15 protein-coding genes and 1 pseudogene are annotated in these 15,975 nt (G+C 70.8%); 12 read left to right on the forward strand and 4 right to left on the reverse strand.

Annotated elements, in window-relative coordinates:
• From H5J33_RS06875 to H5J33_RS06915, 9 genes and pseudogenes are all read left to right on the forward strand, one after another.
• Positions 1 to 473, forward strand: a pseudogene (locus H5J33_RS06875) (hypothetical protein); the annotation flags it as partial.
• Between the two features lie 9 nt (positions 474 to 482).
• Positions 483 to 896, forward strand: coding sequence for a roadblock/LC7 domain-containing protein (locus H5J33_RS06880; RefSeq protein WP_014675212.1), 414 nt, complete (start codon positions 483 to 485; stop codon positions 894 to 896).
• A 111-nt stretch (positions 897 to 1,007) separates the two neighbouring features.
• Positions 1,008 to 1,406, forward strand: a complete 399-nt coding sequence (locus H5J33_RS06885; RefSeq protein WP_030612634.1) for a DUF742 domain-containing protein — start codon at positions 1,008 to 1,010, stop codon at positions 1,404 to 1,406.
• Positions 1,387 to 1,962 (forward strand): ATP/GTP-binding protein, encoded by a 576-nt coding sequence (locus H5J33_RS06890; protein WP_181793988.1) that lies wholly within the window; start codon positions 1,387 to 1,389, stop codon positions 1,960 to 1,962. Before H5J33_RS06885 ends, H5J33_RS06890 begins: the two co-directional genes overlap by 20 nt.
• A gap of 379 nt (positions 1,963 to 2,341) precedes the next feature.
• The gene (locus tag H5J33_RS06895; protein WP_181793990.1) at positions 2,342 to 5,776 is read left to right on the forward strand and encodes a nitrate- and nitrite sensing domain-containing protein; all 3,435 of its coding nucleotides are present in this window, start codon (positions 2,342 to 2,344) and stop codon (positions 5,774 to 5,776) included.
• A 10-nt stretch (positions 5,777 to 5,786) separates the two neighbouring features.
• On the forward strand, positions 5,787 to 6,200 hold the full coding sequence (locus H5J33_RS06900; RefSeq protein ID WP_029385896.1) for a roadblock/LC7 domain-containing protein: 414 nt from the start codon (positions 5,787 to 5,789) through the stop codon (positions 6,198 to 6,200).
• Between the two features lie 96 nt (positions 6,201 to 6,296).
• Complete coding sequence (locus tag H5J33_RS06905; RefSeq protein WP_181793991.1) at positions 6,297 to 6,875, forward strand: DUF742 domain-containing protein; 579 nt, start codon at positions 6,297 to 6,299, stop codon at positions 6,873 to 6,875.
• Positions 6,856 to 7,437, forward strand: coding sequence for an ATP/GTP-binding protein (locus H5J33_RS06910; RefSeq protein WP_093769009.1), 582 nt, complete (start codon positions 6,856 to 6,858; stop codon positions 7,435 to 7,437). The genes H5J33_RS06905 and H5J33_RS06910 overlap by 20 nt, the downstream gene beginning before the upstream one ends.
• A 64-nt stretch (positions 7,438 to 7,501) precedes the next feature.
• A complete protein-coding gene (locus H5J33_RS06915; protein ID WP_181793992.1) occupies positions 7,502 to 7,810 on the forward strand; it encodes a hypothetical protein in 309 nt (102 codons plus the stop codon).
• A 100-nt stretch (positions 7,811 to 7,910) separates the two neighbouring features.
• Here the strand turns inward: H5J33_RS06915 and H5J33_RS06920 are convergent, their stop codons facing one another.
• The 4 genes from H5J33_RS06920 to H5J33_RS06935 form a co-directional block, all read right to left on the reverse strand.
• Positions 7,911 to 8,102 carry an acyl-CoA carboxylase epsilon subunit gene (locus H5J33_RS06920; RefSeq protein ID WP_181793993.1) on the reverse strand — a complete coding sequence of 64 codons (192 nt, stop codon included), beginning with the start codon at positions 8,100 to 8,102 and terminating at the stop codon, positions 7,911 to 7,913.
• A 21-nt stretch (positions 8,103 to 8,123) separates the two neighbouring features.
• Positions 8,124 to 9,719, reverse strand: coding sequence for an acyl-CoA carboxylase subunit beta (locus tag H5J33_RS06925; RefSeq protein ID WP_181793994.1), 1,596 nt, complete (start codon positions 9,717 to 9,719; stop codon positions 8,124 to 8,126).
• A gap of 154 nt (positions 9,720 to 9,873) precedes the next feature.
• A complete protein-coding gene (locus tag H5J33_RS06930) occupies positions 9,874 to 12,174 on the reverse strand; it encodes a polysaccharide lyase 8 family protein (protein ID WP_181793995.1) in 2,301 nt (766 codons plus the stop codon).
• Positions 12,175 to 12,208: 34 nt separating this feature from the next.
• Positions 12,209 to 12,715, reverse strand: a complete 507-nt coding sequence (locus H5J33_RS06935; RefSeq protein ID WP_181793999.1) for a hypothetical protein — start codon at positions 12,713 to 12,715, stop codon at positions 12,209 to 12,211.
• Between the two features lie 222 nt (positions 12,716 to 12,937).
• Here H5J33_RS06935 and H5J33_RS06940 point away from each other — a divergent pair, with 222 nt between their 5' ends.
• From H5J33_RS06940 to H5J33_RS06950, 3 genes are all read left to right on the forward strand, one after another.
• Positions 12,938 to 13,546 carry a YceI family protein gene (locus H5J33_RS06940; RefSeq protein WP_181793996.1) on the forward strand — a complete coding sequence of 203 codons (609 nt, stop codon included), beginning with the start codon at positions 12,938 to 12,940 and terminating at the stop codon, positions 13,544 to 13,546.
• 550 nt (positions 13,547 to 14,096) lie between these two features.
• Positions 14,097 to 14,849 (forward strand): ABC transporter ATP-binding protein, encoded by a 753-nt coding sequence (locus tag H5J33_RS06945; RefSeq protein ID WP_181793997.1) that lies wholly within the window; start codon positions 14,097 to 14,099, stop codon positions 14,847 to 14,849.
• Positions 14,850 to 14,854: 5 nt separating this feature from the next.
• Positions 14,855 to 15,975: ABC transporter permease (locus H5J33_RS06950; protein WP_181793998.1), on the forward strand; the 1,121-nt coding region annotated here is incomplete at its 3' end.

Consider the following 15,975-nt stretch of genomic DNA (forward strand, 5'->3'; position numbering starts at 1 on the left):
AGGCCCTGCCGCCGGCCAGCGGCCCGGGTGACGGCCGTACCCCGCTGTTCGACACGCTGGAGACCAACTGGTTCCAGCAGCAGCAGGAGAACGCGCCCGCGTCGCAGCAGGCGCAGCAGACACAGCAGGCGCAGCAGCAGTCGCCCGCGTCCGCTCCGCAGCGGCCCGGGTCGAACACCGGCTCCTGGCGCACCTCGCCGAACGACGAACTCGTCCGGCAGGCCGAGCGCGTACGGCAGCCCGCCGCGGGCGGGGTCACCACCTCCGGCCTGCCGCGCCGCGTGCCCCGGGCGAACCTCGTGCCCGGCACCGCCCAGCAGCAACAGCACCAAAGCGGTCCGCAGGTCTCGCGTGCGCCCGATGACGTACGCGGCCGGCTGACCAATCTTCGTCGGGGCATCGCTCAGGGCCGACAGGCCGGCAGCGGCCAGACCGGCAGCTTCCCGAGCCCCACTCACCAGCAGGAGCGTTAGTTGAGTCCGATGAGCCAGGCGGCACAGAACCTGAACTGGTTGATCACCAACTTCGTGGACAACACCCCCGGGGTGTCCCACACAGTGGTGGTCTCCGCCGACGGCCTTCTGCTGGCGATGTCCGAAGGCTTCCCGAGAGACCGCGCCGACCAGCTGGCGGCCGTCGCCTCCGGGCTGACCTCGCTGACGGCCGGGGCGTCCCGGATCTTCGAGGGCGGCACCGTGGCACAGACGGTCGTCGAGATGGAGCGCGGGTTCCTCTTCCTGATGTCCATCTCGGACGGGTCGTCCCTCGCGGTACTGGCCCACCCCGAGGCGGACATCGGCCTCGTCGGCTACGAGATGGCACTGCTCGTCGACCGCGCGGGTGCGGTACTCACCCCGGATCTGCGCGCCGAACTCCAGGGCAGTCTGCTCCACTGACCGGCCCCGGCACCACCCACCTCACGAAAACACCGTCCGGCCGCCACAATCCCCCCACCGGCCCCGTCAGACGGCTTGACTGACCGACTTGCTGTCCCGCCCGGAGGATTCATGACCCCGCCCACCGCCCATCATGATCCGTACGCGGAGCCGTACGGGGACGAGGGCGACCAGCCGCTGGTGAGGCCCTACGCCATGACCGGCGGCCGGACCCGGCCCCGCTACCAGCTCGCCATCGAGGCGCTGATCAGCACCACGGCCGACCCGGCCGTGCTCATGGGGCTGCTTCCCGAGCACCAGCGCATCTGCCACCTGTGCCGCGAGGTCAAGTCGGTCGCGGAGGTGTCGGCTCTGCTGAACATGCCGCTCGGTGTGGCCCGGATCCTGGTGGCCGACCTCGCCGAGGCCGGCATGGTCGCCATCCACCAGCCTGGTGGCGACGAGAACAACGGCGGCGCTCCGGATGTGACGCTGCTCGAAAGGGTGCTCAGTGGACTTCGCAAGCTCTGACGCGGGCCGGGCCACCACCTCCGCGAAGATCGTGGTGGCGGGCGGCTTCGGCGTGGGCAAGACCACGTTCGTCGGCGCCGTCTCGGAGATCAACCCGCTGCGCACAGAGGCCGTCATGACGTCCGCGTCCGCCGGCATCGACGACCTCACCCACACCGGGGACAAGACCACCACCACGGTGGCCATGGACTTCGGCCGCATCACCCTGGACCAGGACCTCATCCTCTACCTGTTCGGCACCCCCGGCCAGGACCGCTTCTGGTTCATGTGGGACGACCTCGTCCGCGGCGCCATCGGCGCCATCGTCCTCGTCGACACCCGCCGCCTCGCCGACTGCTTCCCCGCCGTCGACTACTTCGAGAACAGCGGACTCCCCTTCGTCATCGCCCTCAACGGCTTCGACGGACAACAGCCCTACAGCCCCGACGAAGTCCGCGAAGCACTCCAGATCGGCCCCGACACCCCCATCATCACCACCGACGCCCGCCACCGCGCCGACGCCAAGAGCGCCCTCATCACGCTCGTCGAACACGCCCTCATGGCCCGCTTGAAGTAACACCCAAGTACGACGGGCAATACGGCAGTTGTCGTAAAGGTTTCGGAGCCGGCTGTGGCCTTTGACACGGCCGGCTCCGGTGTTCATAACAGTTCGGCAGAGGAATGGCCGGGTATCACCACGCGACGCGTTCGCGTGGTGCCGCTGCGCGCACGAACCCCCCGTCTTTTGGCAAGGCTCGCTCTTTATGACCGTTTTATCTGGCGTTTACAACCGCTCCATCACAGGGTTCCGCTGTTTGGAATCGCGCTGGTCCACGTGCTGGAATGCCTGAACTGCCCAATGGTCCAAGACGTACCCCGTAGTGGTCTGTGGTGAACCGGGCTCTGAGAGACTGCGGCACGACGTAGGTGCCGACCGCCGAGAGGTTGTTGGTCGAGTGAGGCGAAGCAAGAACGGTCCCGAGCCGTCGGCGCGGGGCAACTTCACCCCGCCGCCGCGCGCTGCGGCGCCCACCCCCGTTCCCGGCGCGGAGCCGGCGGCGGCTCCGGCGTCCGGCGGCCGCCTCTCCCCGCAGAACTGGCGGGTGCCGACCCGGCTGAACGCGATCCTGCTCATACCCGTGATGGTCGGCCTCGTCATGGGCGGCTTCCAGGTGAAGAGCTCGATCGACACCTGGCAGGAGGCCCGCGACGCCGAGAACACCGCCCGTCTGGTGCGCGCCGCCCTCTCCTACGCCGACGCCCTGGAGAACGAGCGCGACGTCAGCGCCGAGCCGCTGCTGCTGAACAAGACGGACGCCCGGAGCAAGGCGGTCGTCGACGACGCCCGCAAGGCCACCGACCAGGCCGCCGCGGTGTTCGAGGACGTCGCGAAGAGCGCCCCGGACAAGTCGGGCATCAAGCGCCGGCTGACGCTGTTCCACGAGGCCCAGCCCCAGCTGGCACGGCTGCGGCAGGCCGCCTTCACCTCCCGGATGACCGGCGGAAAGACCGAGGAAGGCTACGTCGAGGTCATCCACCCGCTGATGGAGTTCGCCAACGAACTCGGTCTGGGCACCGGAAACATCACCTCCTACGGCCGTACCGTCTACGCCATGTCGCTGACCAAGGCGGCACTGTCGCTGGAGCGGTCGATCGGCACGCACCTGCTGGTCAAGCCCGGCCCGGACGCCCCGAACCTGGCGTCCCAGCAGATCTCCCTGTCCTCGTACGCCTACCTGGAGCGCATCGCGCTGGAGGAGTACAAGGGCGGTGGCACCGAGGCCGACGCGCAGAAGCTCGAGGACGCCAAGGCGAAGATCGAGACGGACGCCGCCGCGCTCGCCCGCAAGGCCAAGGCACAGGACCCGAAGTACGTCGCCCCGCCGTCGGACCCGACCGACATGGTCACGGCGCTGGCCACCATGAAGGACACCAGCCCGCTCACCCGTGAGGGGCTGGCCACCAAGGGGATCACCACCGACAACTGGTGGGCGGTCAACACGCTGAAGTACAAGGCCTACCGCCAGATCGAGGCGGACATGGCCGACCGGGCGGTGAACGAGGCGTCCGGCATCGCCGACGACGCCAAGACCTCCGCCCTGATCACCGGTGCCGTCGTCGTCATCGGTCTGCTGGCCGCGTTCATCCTGGCCGGCATGGTGGCCCGCCAGATGAGCCGCTCGATGCGCCGGCTGCGCAACGCCGCCTTCGGCATCGCCGAGCAGCGGCTGCCGATGCTGGTCGACCAGCTCTCCCGCACCGACCCCGGCCGGGTCGACACCCGGGTCGAGCCGATCCCGATCACCAGCAAGGACGAGATCGGCGAGGTCGCCCGCGCCTTCGACCAGGTGCACCGCGAGGCGGTCCGGCTCGCCTCCGAGCAGGCGCTGCTGCGGGGCAACATCAACGCGATCTTCACCAACCTCTCGCGCCGCAACCAGTCGCTGATCGAGGGCCAGCTGACCCTGATCACCGACCTGGAGAACAACGAGGCCGACCCCGACCAGCTGGAGAACCTCTTCAAGCTGGACCACCTGGCCACCCGTATGCGCCGCAACGGCGAGAACCTGCTGGTCCTCGCCGGCGAGGAGCCCGGCCGCCGCTGGGACCAGCCGGTGCCGCTGATCGACGTGCTGCGCGCCGCCTCCTCCGAGGTGGAGCAGTACGAGCGCATCGAGCTGTCGGGGGTGCCGGAGGCCGAGATCCACGGCCGAGCGGTCACCGACCTCGTGCACCTGCTGGCCGAGCTGCTGGAGAACGCCACCACGTTCTCCTCCCCGCAGACCAAGGTCCGCGTCACCGCGACCCGGCTGCCCGACGGCCGCGTGATGATCGAGATCCACGACAAGGGCATCGGTCTGACCGCCGAGGACTTCGCGGACATCAACCACAAGCTGGCCAACCCGCCGACCGTGGACGCCGCGATCTCCCAGCGCATGGGCCTGTTCGTGGTCGGCCGGCTGTCCGACCGGCACGGCATCCGGGTCCAGCTGCGCCCCTCGGGCGAGCAGGCCGGTACCACGTCCCTGGTCATGCTGCCGGACGCGATCACGCACGGCGGTGGCGGCGAAGCCCCGCTGGAGCGCGAGGAGTTCACCGTCTCGCAGATCATCCCGGAGCAGCAGTTCCGGGGTGCGGACGCCGGTGCACAGCAGCAGCAGCCCGTGCGCACCGCCGCCGAGCTGGGCTTCGACGACAGCCAGTACACCGAGGACGCCGAGGACGCCGACGGCACCCGCGGCCTGGACCCCATCGGCCGCACCCGGATGCGCGAGGAGCGCCGGGCCGCGCTGGAGGCCCAGCAGGGCCGGCAGCACGCCGAGCCGCAGCACGAGACCGCCGGTTACCAGGACCCGTTCACCGGTGGGCAGCAGGCCTACCAGGAACAGCAGCCGCAGCAGGCGTACCAGGAGCAGCAGGCGTACGACGGGCAGCAGCCGCAGCAGGCGTTCGAGGCGCCGGCGTACGAGGAGCGGCAGACCGGCTCGTACCCGGAGCAGCACACCGGGTCGTACGAGGAGCAGCACACCGGGTCGTACGAGGAGCAGCACACGGGTTCGTACCCGGAGCAGCACACCGGCTCCTACCAGGAGCAGCACACGGGCTCGTACCCGGAGCAGCACACGGGCTCGTACCCGGAGCAGCACACCGGGTCGTACGAGCAGCCGTACCAGCAGTCGTACGACGAGCAGTACTACGAGCCGACCGGTGAGGTGCCGCAGCCCGAGGGCTTCTCCGCCGACGGCGGTTACCCTGAGTCCCGGGCACCGTACGCCGAGCCCGCCCAGCAGCCGTCCTACCAGGACGACTGGCCGCAGCAGGACGGCTACCAGAACGGCTATCCGGCCCAGTACGCTCCGGAAACGGAAACCCCGCGGCCCGCTGACGCGGATGAGCGGAACGGCGTAGGCTTCGACCGTCCGGGTACGGCCTCTCCCGCCGCGCACGATCTGACCGATGCCGGGCTGCCCCGCCGTGGCTCAGCCGCGAGCGGTTCCCACGGCGCCGGCTCCGCGAACGCGAACGGCACGGCGCGCGTGCGGCAGGAAGCGGCGTCCCCGGCACCGGGGAACACCCAGGGCACGGGCGGCGACAGCAGCGGCTGGCGGTCGGCGAACGACGAGCGGTGGCAGCAGGCCGCGCAGCTCAGGAAGCCCAAGGCAGGCGGGGTCACCGCCTCCGGTCTGCCGCGGCGGGTGCCCAAGGCCAACCTGGTCGAGGGTTCCGCCGAATCCACCCCCCAGGGAGGCCCACAGGTCTCCCGCGCCCCGGAGGACGTCCGGGGCAGGCTGAGCAACCTGCGTCGGGGCGTCCAGCGCGGGCGCAGCGCAGGCAGTGATACGAACGGCCAGGGCTTCGGTCCTGACAGCACCTACAACCAGGAGCGTTAGTGTGAGCCCGATGAGCCAGGCGGCACAGAACCTGAACTGGTTGATCACCAACTTCGTGGACAACACCCCGGGGGTGTCCCACACGGTGGTGGTCTCCGCCGACGGACTCCTTCTGGCGATGTCCGAAGGCTTCCCCCGCGACCGCGCCGACCAGCTCGCGGCCGTCGCCTCCGGTCTGACCTCGCTGACCGCCGGTGCCTCGCGCATCTTCGAGGGCGGCAACGTGAACCAGACGGTTGTGGAGATGGAGCGAGGATTCCTCTTCATCATGTCCATCTCCGACGGCTCGTCCCTCGCGGTACTGGCCCACCCGGAGGCGGACATCGGCCTCATCGGGTACGAGATGGCCCTTCTGGTGGACCGCGCGGGCACGGTTCTCACCCCGGATCTCCGCGCGGAGCTCCAGGGCAGCCTTCTCAACTAGTAATCGGACGATGCGTATACGTGTCCCGGGGCCGTAAGGTTTCGGGACGCGGCTTCCACAGGGATGGGTGCCCCGCGTAGTTCGGAGGAGGAGAAAGTGGCAACACCCCCAGGCGGTTCGTCTTCGGGCAACTGGTCGTACGGACCTGCCCAGGGCCAGAACGACGGCTCGGCGAACCCGTACAACTTCCCCTCCACCCCCAGCCACCGCCGGCCCTACGCCCCGCAGGGCCCCGGTCCCTACAACCAGCCGCCGTACGACCAGCCGCAGGCGCCGCGCATCCAGCCGGTGCAGCCACAACGCCGTCCCGAGCCGACCCCGGCCACGGCGTCGAACAACCCCCTGGTGCGTCCGTACGCCATGACCGGCGGCCGGACCCGCCCGCGCTACCAGCTCGCCATCGAGGCACTGGTGCACACCACCGCTGCTCCGCACCAGATGCAGGGCCAGCTGCCCGAGCATCAGCGGATCTGCAACCTGTGCCGGGAGATCAAGTCGGTGGCCGAGATCTCGGCCCTGCTGACGATCCCCCTCGGCGTGGCCAGGATCCTCGTCGCCGACTTGGCGGAGGCGGGCCTGGTCGCCATCCATCAGCCCGGCGGCGACGAGAACGCCGGTGGCCAGCCAGACGTGACACTGCTCGAAAGGGTGCTCAGTGGACTTCGCAAGCTCTAGCGGCGGTCCTTCCCGCTCCACCACCTCCGCGAAGATCGTGGTGGCGGGCGGCTTCGGCGTGGGCAAGACCACGTTCGTCGGCGCCGTCTCGGAGATCAACCCGCTGCGCACAGAGGCCGTCATGACGTCCGCGTCCGCCGGCATCGACGACCTCACCCACACCGGGGACAAGACCACCACCACGGTGGCCATGGACTTCGGCCGCATCACCCTGGACCAGGACCTCATCCTCTACCTGTTCGGCACCCCCGGCCAGGACCGCTTCTGGTTCATGTGGGACGACCTCGTCCGCGGCGCCATCGGCGCCATCGTCCTCGTCGACACCCGCCGCCTCGCCGACTGCTTCCCCGCCGTCGACTACTTCGAGAACAGCGGACTCCCCTTCGTCATCGCCCTCAACGGCTTCGACGGACAACAGCCCTACAGCCCCGACGAAGTCCGCGAAGCACTCCAGATCGGCCCCGACACCCCCATCATCACCACCGACGCCCGCCACCGCGCCGACGCCAAGAGCGCCCTCATCACGCTCGTCGAACACGCCCTCATGGCCCGCCTGCGGTAACCGCGTCCCCCGGGCAACCGACGCGGGCTCCTGTCGCTCTTCTCTGAGGACAGGAGCCTTTGTCGTGGTACGTACGGGTGGGTCCGGGATGCATGTGATCGAGATCGACGGCTGGAGTGCGCTGCTGTGGGCGGCACTGCTGCTGGTGCCGAGCGCGCTGGTGTCCTCGGCGCTGCTGTTCCCGCTGCGGGCGCGGCTGCGCAGCCCGCTGGTCCTCGGCTGGCTGACCACGTTCCTGACCGCCGTCCTGCTGCCGCTGTGGACCCCGGGCCTGCGCCTGACCTCCCTGTGGCCGGCGGCCTGTGTGGCCACCCTGTCCCTGCCGCTGGAGCCGTGGCTGCGAAAGCGGGACGAGAGGCGGCGCGAGGGGTGAGACATCGTCGGGACGTCCGTTCCCGGCCCCGCGTCCGAACACACCACGGCCCCGCCCTCCCGAGGGAGCGGCGGGGCCGTGGCCGAGCGGTACGCGGCGCTCAGTGCCAGCTGTGCGGGGCCCGGAAGCCCGGCTCGCGCTCCAGGCGGCGCCAGCCTGCCCGGGCGCGGAGGTGGTGGGACGGGGCCGGGGCCGGCTGGGCGGCGGCTCGGGCGAGGAGGAGGGCCGTGATGGCGGCGACTTCCTCGGGCTCGGCGTGACCCTTTTCGACGCGGATGTCAGGAGTACTCATGGGTGTCGGTCTCCGTGAGGGTTACTGCGGCGGGTTGCCGTGCTTGCGGGAGGGCAGGTCGGCGTGCTTGGTGTGCAGCATCGCGAGCGACTTGATCAGCACCTCGCGGGTCTCGGCGGGGTCGATGACGTCGTCCACGAGGCCACGCTCGGCCGCGTAGTACGGGTGCATCAGCTCGGCCTTGTACTCCTTGACCATCTTCTGCCGCATGGCCTCGGGGTCCTCGGCGGAGGCGATCTGCCGGCGGAAGATGACGTTGGCCGCGCCCTCCGCGCCCATCACGGCGATCTCGTTCGTGGGCCAGGCGTAGGTCAGGTCGGCGCCGATCGACTGGGAGTCCATGACGATGTAGGCACCTCCGTACGCCTTGCGCAGGATGAGCGAGATCCGCGGCACGGTCGCGTTGCAGTAGGCGTACAGCAGCTTCGCGCCGTGGCGGATGATTCCGCCGTGCTCCTGGTCGACGCCGGGGAGGAACCCGGGGACGTCCAGGAAGGTGACGATCGGGATATTGAAAGCGTCACACATCTGGACGAAGCGCGCAGCTTTTTCACTCGCCTCGATGTCCAGGACGCCCGCGAGGACCTGCGGCTGGTTGGCGATGATGCCGACGACCTGGCCGTCCAGGCGGCCCAGGGCGCAGATGATGTTGCGCGCCCAGCGCTCGTGGACCTCGAGGTACTCGCCGTCGTCGACGATCTCCTCGATGACCTTGGCCATGTCGTACGGCCGGTTGCCGTCGGCCGGGACCAGGTCCAGCAGGACGTCGCTGCGGCGGTCGACGGGGTCGGTGGACTCGACGCGGGGCGGGTTCTCGCGGTTGTTCTGCGGGAGCAGCGAGAGGAGGTAGCGCACCTCGGCGATGCACGTCTCCTCGTCGTCGTAGGCGAAGTGGCACACACCGGAGGTCTCGGCGTGCACGTCGGCGCCGCCCAGGCCGTTCTGGGTGATCTCCTCGCCGGTGACGGCCTTGACCACGTCCGGGCCGGTGATGAACATCTGCGAGGTCTCGCGGACCATGAAGACGAAGTCCGTGAGGGCCGGGGAGTACGCGGCACCGCCCGCGCACGGGCCGAGCATCACCGAGATCTGCGGGATGACACCGCTGGCCTTGGTGTTGCGCTGGAAGATGCCGCCGTAGCCGGCGAGGGCGGAGACGCCCTCCTGGATACGGGCGCCGGCGCCGTCGTTCAGGGAGACCAGCGGCGCACCGGCCGCGATGGCCATGTCCATGATCTTGTGGATCTTGGTGGCGTGGGCCTCGCCCAGCGCGCCGCCGAAGATCCGGAAGTCGTGGGCGTAGACGAAGACCGTACGGCCCTCCACCGTGCCCCAGCCGGTGATGACACCGTCGGTGTACGGCTTCTTCGCCTCCAGGCCGAAACCGGTCGCCCGGTGCCGGCGCAGCTGCTCGACCTCCTGGAAGGATCCGGGGTCGAGGAGCAGCTCGATCCGCTCCCGCGCCGTCAGCTTGCCCTTGGCGTGCTGCGCCTCGGTCGCCTTCTCACTCGGACCCGCCACGGCCCGCGCACGGATTTCGTGCAGCTCGGCGACCCGTCCGCGCGCGTCCGTCGGCTCGCCGGTCGGCTCACCCGTCGTCTCTTCCAAAACGGTCATGTAGTGACCTTACGAAGGACACCAAGAAAAGCGAGCCGTCGACTCTGTACAGTCTCCGGCCCGTTTTCCTGGTACGAGTGAACAGAACCACCGAGTGATGCAGGCGTTCCGACTGCTCAGCGGGGCATCCCGTTGTAGGGAGGCCACAAACCGATCAGCCGAGAGTCACCTCACATTCGTGGGTGTCACATGCCATCCCCGGAGTGACGCGGACCCTCAGACGGCGGCCTGTCTCCAGCACGTCGACGCCGTCGCCGGCCCGGGTGACCGCGCGCACGGGGCGGTCCCAGACCAGTTCCAGGGGGGCTCCGGTGCGCGGTGGCTCGCTGATCCGGAGGGAGGCGGTACGGCCCCGGCGCACGACGAGCACGCTCGCGCCGGCCGAGACGGTCAGCTCCCCCACCGTACCGGCCCCCCAGAAGGTGCACGCCGTCACCCCCGGCCGGGGTACGGCGACGGCCTGGGTGGTGGTGTCGTTGGCGAGGACGCTCAGCCAGTGCCGGTCACCCGCGCGGGCGGCGGTCTCGGCGCGGGTGGCGCCGGGCAGCAGGACGTAGGCGTAGCGGGCGTCGGCCGGGTCGGTGCCGTGGTCGAGCCAGAGGGTCTGCCAGCGCCGGGTGCGCCGCTCGGGGCCGCTGGTGGTGTTGATGTCGGCCCAGGCGCCGGTGCGGTCCTCGCGCAGGGTGCGCAGTTCGCCGCCGAGGGGCAGGATCCAGCCGCCGTGCCCCTCCAGGTGGGCCCAGTCCCGGCCGCGTACGAGGGGCTGGGTGCCGTTCTCGCCCAGGTTGCGGTTGTCCACGACCGTCTCGACGGGCACGCCGTCGGCGCAGGAGATCCCGGCGCCGAGGCAGACCACGGCGTCGTCGAGGAAGAACCAGGACTTGCGGGCCTGGAGGGACGAGCCGAGTCCCTTGAGGTGCTGGCCGACGGCCGCGTAGGTGCCGTCGGTGGTGCCGCCGACCCAGCGCACGGCCGGTCTGGGGGCGCCCCACTCGCCGCCGGCCCGGTCGGCGAGCCGCCGGGTGGAGACGGTGGTGCCGGGCAGCCGGTACCAGTCGACGGTGGGCCAGTACCAGTCGGTGTACTGGTCCCCGCTCCCCCGTGGCCACCAGGAGAGCATGCCGGAGCCGGTGTGCCAGCCGCGCGGGTTCTCGCCGTTGCCGCATTCGTAGTGGGCGATGCGGTCGCTGGCCATGGCGAGGGCGGCGGTGAACCGGGGGGTGCGGTGGACGGCGCGGTCCATGGCCGGGAAGAGCCGGTGCCCGAGGGGTTCGGGGGCGGCGGGGACGGGCGAGGCGGCGACGGCGTGCAGTCGGGCGAGATCACCGACACCGAACTGACGTGCGGTCAGGATCGGTACCACTGTGTCCCGTTCGATCCAGCCCTTGATGCGCCCGTACCACCGCTCCCGCTCCTGCGGGCTCGCGCCGTCGGCGAGGAGGGTGATGGCGGCGATCAGGGCCTGGCCGTGGTAGTGGTCGCTGCGCATCACGCCCTGGTCGTCGGAGCGCAGCCAACCCCGGCTGATGGCACGGCCGTTGACGCAGTCCATGACCAGTCCGTCGTGGATCAGCGGCGCGTAGGCGTGCTCGACGCTGTCCAGGATGTGCTGCCGGCCGGGATCGGTGATGTCCCACTGCGAACCGGCGAACAGCGCGAACAGCCGCCCGAGGCCGTCGAGGAGGACCTGGCCGTAGGTGCCCGAGTAGGCGACCCAGGTGTGCTGGACGAAGGAGCCGTCGGTGTAGAGGCCGTCACCCTGGGTGACGTACGGGAAGACGGGCGAGAGGGCGTCGCGGGCGAGGGCGATCTTCTGCGGGCTGCGGCCGAGGATGCCGCGCAGGACGACCGAGCGGCACAGGTCGACGCGGTTGGCGCCGGTGCTGGTGCCGGAGTAGTCGGTGAGCATCGCGTCCGGTATGAAGTGGTCGACTGCCGCGCAGGCCGCCGCGACCCGGTCCGGGCCCGCCTGCGCGTACAGCGCGGCGGTGATGTCCATCAGCGGGCGGGGGCTGCCGATCTGCCACTCCCACCAGTTGCCGTAGCGGGCGGTCGACGGGTTGTAGACGGTGGCGGAGAGGTGGTCGAGCCCCCGTAACACGTCCGTGAGCAGGCCGGGGTCGCCGGTGACACCGGTGCCGGTCTGGACGTAGGCCTGGGTCATGGTCCACAGGCGGTTGTAGCCGAAGGTGATGCCGGACGGCGGGTCGAAGGGGTGGCCGGGCCAGAGGGAGGCCGGGCCCGGGAGCATGGAGGCCTGGAACTCCCGGGCTCTCTGCCCGAGTTGGGCGAGGCGGGAGGCGTACGGTTCGGCGGCCGGGTCGTAGCCGGTGCCTAGCGCGATGCCGAGCCAGCGCCCGCGCAGCGTCTCGTACGGGTCGGGGCCGGCCGCCCGCGCGCTCCACCCGGGGGTGGCGGCGAGGGCGGCGGCCAGCAGCAGTGCGCGTCGGGTCATGCGGAGGGGCCCGGTCACCGCCGTCGCCGCCCGGTCAGCAGCCGCCGCAGTTGTAGTAGAGGACGTCCCAGTGGTTGCCCTCGTCGGCGTAGATGTTGCCGGAGCCGGACTGGTACTGCGGGGCGCCGTCGCCGCGCAGGCCGATGTAGGTGAAGGTGTTCTTGACGTACGAGGTCACGCACGTGTTCTTGCCGTAGTCGAGCTTGTAGCCGTTCCAGTGGGAGTAGGTGCCGGAGGCGTGGCCGGTCTCGGTGCCGCCGGTGATGTTGAGCGCGCAGCCGCTGGCGCTCTTGAGGGTCTGGGCGCCCTGGGCGGTGGCGAGGTTGAGCTGCTCGAAGGACGTACAGGTGGGGTTGTTCCGGTCGGAGCAGTTGCCGGAGGACGACCAGGTGATGCCGGACTGGCGGAACATCGAGGTGGCGGTGGCGTGGCTGATCTTGGTGACGGCGGTGGCGGCGGAGGCTTCCGGGGCGGTGCCTACGAGGGCGAGGCCGGGGGTGGCGACGAGGGCGAGGGTCGTCAGGAGTGAGCGGATCTTCATGATCTTCATGGGGGGCCTTCCTGCGATGGGCCGGGCTCTTCCGGGGCGGCTGTGCAGGTGGTGCAGGCGGCATCGTGCCCGAGGGAGGCGGTGGTGCACCAGAGGCACGAACGGGTGACTGTGTGTGTGGGTGACGACACGGCCCGCTTTAGTTGAACGTTGAACTGAATGGGGTTATGGTCGGAGCCCGAACTTAGTTCAACGTTCAACCAGGAGCATGTCATGGGTATCTTCGGCCGCAAGAACACCAACCAGTCCGCGCCCGCCGCGCCGGCCGTCGCCGGCCCCGATCTGACCGCGCTGACCGGTGACTACGTCATCGACCCGGCCCACAGCACGATCGGGTTCGTCGCCCGGCACGCGATGGTCACCAACGTGAAGGGCGGTTTCGGTGACTTCACCGGCACGCTGCACCTGGACGGGGCCGAGCCGACGAAGTCCACGGCCGCGCTGGACGTGCGGATGGAGAGCATCGACACGGGTAACGCGGACCGTGACACCCACCTGAAGTCGGCGGACTTCTTCAAGACGGACGAGTTCCCGACGATGACGTTCCGGTCGACCGGGGTGGAGGTGCCGGGTGGTGAGGAGTACCGCGTCACCGGTGAGCTGTCCCTGCTCGGTGTCACCAAGCCGTTGACCATCGAGCTGGAGTTCAACGGCTTCGCCAAGGATCCGTTCGGCAACGAGCGGGTGGGCTTCACCGGCAAGGCGGAGATCCTGCGGTCCGAGTGGGGGCTGACGTGGAACGCGGCGCTGGAGACGGGCGGTGTGCTGATCTCCGACAAGGTGAAGCTGACGTTCGATGTCTCTGCGATCAAGCAGGCGTGAGGGAGGTTCCGGGCGCCGCCGTGGGTGTGGGGGCCGGTGTTTTTCAGTGGCCGTCTCGCTTCTTGGCCGGTGCCGGGCCCGTGGGTGGGCTGCGTGGTGCTGGCGGGGGGGATGCGCGGTCGCGGCTCACCTGCGTGCCGGGTGCGCTTGGCGGCTACCGGCCCGGTGGCGGGGTACGCGGTCCCGACTCGCCGGCACGCGAGTGCGTTCGGCGGCTTCCGGCCCGGCGGAGAGGGGGCGGGCTCGGCCGGGTGGGGTTTGGTCGTGGACAGGTATTCCAGAACGAGCCTCCCGGGGGATCGGTCAGGCTGGGGACGGCGTCGCGTGGCGGGGGGCGCGGGTGTGCGTGGCGGTCGTCAGTCGGGGGGGGTGGCCGCTCGCGTAGGGGCCGGCCGGACGGGACGTCGGGAATGGTCGCTTCTGGGCGGCCGGGAAGAGTCTTCGCCTCGGTGATGCCCACGCCGTGCGCGAGCGGGGTTCGGTTTCCCGAACCCCCGAACCGGGGGCGGCCACGATCGACCGGCGTGCCGTGTCCGTCGAGGATGAGGGCATGGCTGAGACGGCGATGGATGTCGAGGACGGAACCGCCGTACGGGCGGAGGGCCTGCACCGGGAGTACGGGCGGGGTGCTGCCGCCGTACGGGCGTTGCGCGGGGTGTCGGTGGCCCTCGCGCCCGGGACCTTCACGGCGGTGATGGGGCCGTCGGGCTCCGGCAAGACCACCTTGCTGCACTGCCTCGCGGGGATGGACCGGCCCACTCGGGGTTCCGTGTGGTGGGACGGAGACGAGGTTTCCCGGCTGTCCGAGCGGCGGCTGGCGGAACTTCGGCGCAGCCGGGTCGGGTTCGTCTTCCAGGCCTTCAATCTGATGCCGGGGATGACGGTCGCGCAGAACGTCGAGCTTCCCGGCCGACTGGCCGGTGAGCGGCCTGAACGGTGGCGGGTGCTGGACGCACTCGACCGGGTCGGGCTGGCCGGGCGTGAGCGGTACCGGCCCGGGCAGTTGTCCGGTGGGCAGCAGCAGCGGGTGGCGATCGCCCGGGCGCTGGTCTCCCGCCCTCGGGTCCTCTTCGCCGATGAGCCGACCGGCGCGCTGGACCGGGCCACCGGCCACGAGATCCTCGCCCTGCTGCGCGCCGGTGTGGACCGGGAGGGCCGGACCTGCGTGATGGTGACCCACGATCCGGTTGCCGCCGGGTACGCGGACCGGGTGCTGCTGCTCGCCGACGGCCTGGTGGTGGACGAGCTCGACCGGCCCACCGCGGCCCGGGTCGGCGACCGGCTGAGCCGGCTGGGCGGGTGAGGGTGATGATTCCGGTCGCTCTCGGGCAGATGCGTCGGTGTCCGGCTGCCTTCGCCGGTCTGGCGTGCGCGCTGTTCCTCGCGATCGCGACCGTGACGCTGTTCGGCTCGCTGTTCGCCGCCGATGTCACCGCGCCCGCGTCCGCCCGGCGGGCGGCCACGGGGCCGGGAGTGGCGGTGATCGCCGGTGCCTTCGGTGAGATCGCCGTCCTGGTGGCGTTCTTCGTCGTGGCCGACGCGTCGGGTTTCGCCCTCCGCCGGCAGCATCGCGAGCTGGCCCTGCTGCGCACCATCGCGGCGACGCCCCGTCAGGCACGTCGGCTGGTACGCGGCCAGGTCGTCGCGACCGCGTTGTCGGTGACCTTGCCCGGCTGGGTCGTGGGCTGGGCGGCGGCCCGCCGTTTCCTCGCCGAGCTACGGCGACTGGGGTTGGCGGCGCCGGGCGTGCGGGTGCCGGGGTCACCGATACCGCTGCTGGTCGCGCTGGCCGTCACGCTCGCCGTCGGCCTGGCGGCCTCGGCCGTCGCGGCCCGGCGGATCTCGCGGATCGCCCCCGCGGCCGCCCTGACCGCCAGCTCGACCGAGCACGGGCGGACGGGTGTGCCACGCCTGCTCGCCGGGGTCGGCGCACTGGTGGGGGGCGGTCTGCTGCTGCGACTGGCCGCGACGCGGCCGGCCGGGGAGATGGACAAGGCGGGGCAGGCGGCATTGCTCGCCGCGGTGGTGCTGCTGGTCGCGGTCGCTTTCCTGGGGCCGTTCGCGGTGCGTGTCCTGGTGGCCGTGCTGGGGGTGCCGGTACGGGCTCTGGCGCCCGGTTCCGGGTGGCTCGCCCACGCCAACCTGCGCGGATACGCGCGGCGGCTGTCGTCCGCGGTGGTGCCGGTCGCGCTGCTCGTGGGACTGTCGGGCACCATGCTGATCATGACGGACACCGCCGGGCACGCCGCGCGGGCGACGGCCACCAGTGTCACCTCCGCCACGGACGTCTGGCTGCGGCAGGCCGAGGTGGCGCTGCTGACCTGCTTCGCCGCCGTGACCACCGTCAACACCCTGGTCGCCGTGACGGCCGAACGGCGCCGCGAATTCGCGCTGCTGCGGCTGGCCGGCGCGCACCGGTGGCAGCTGAT

Source organism: Streptomyces sp. WELS2, from assembly GCF_013870595.1.
Taxonomy (GTDB): Bacteria; Actinomycetota; Actinomycetes; order Streptomycetales; family Streptomycetaceae; genus Streptomyces.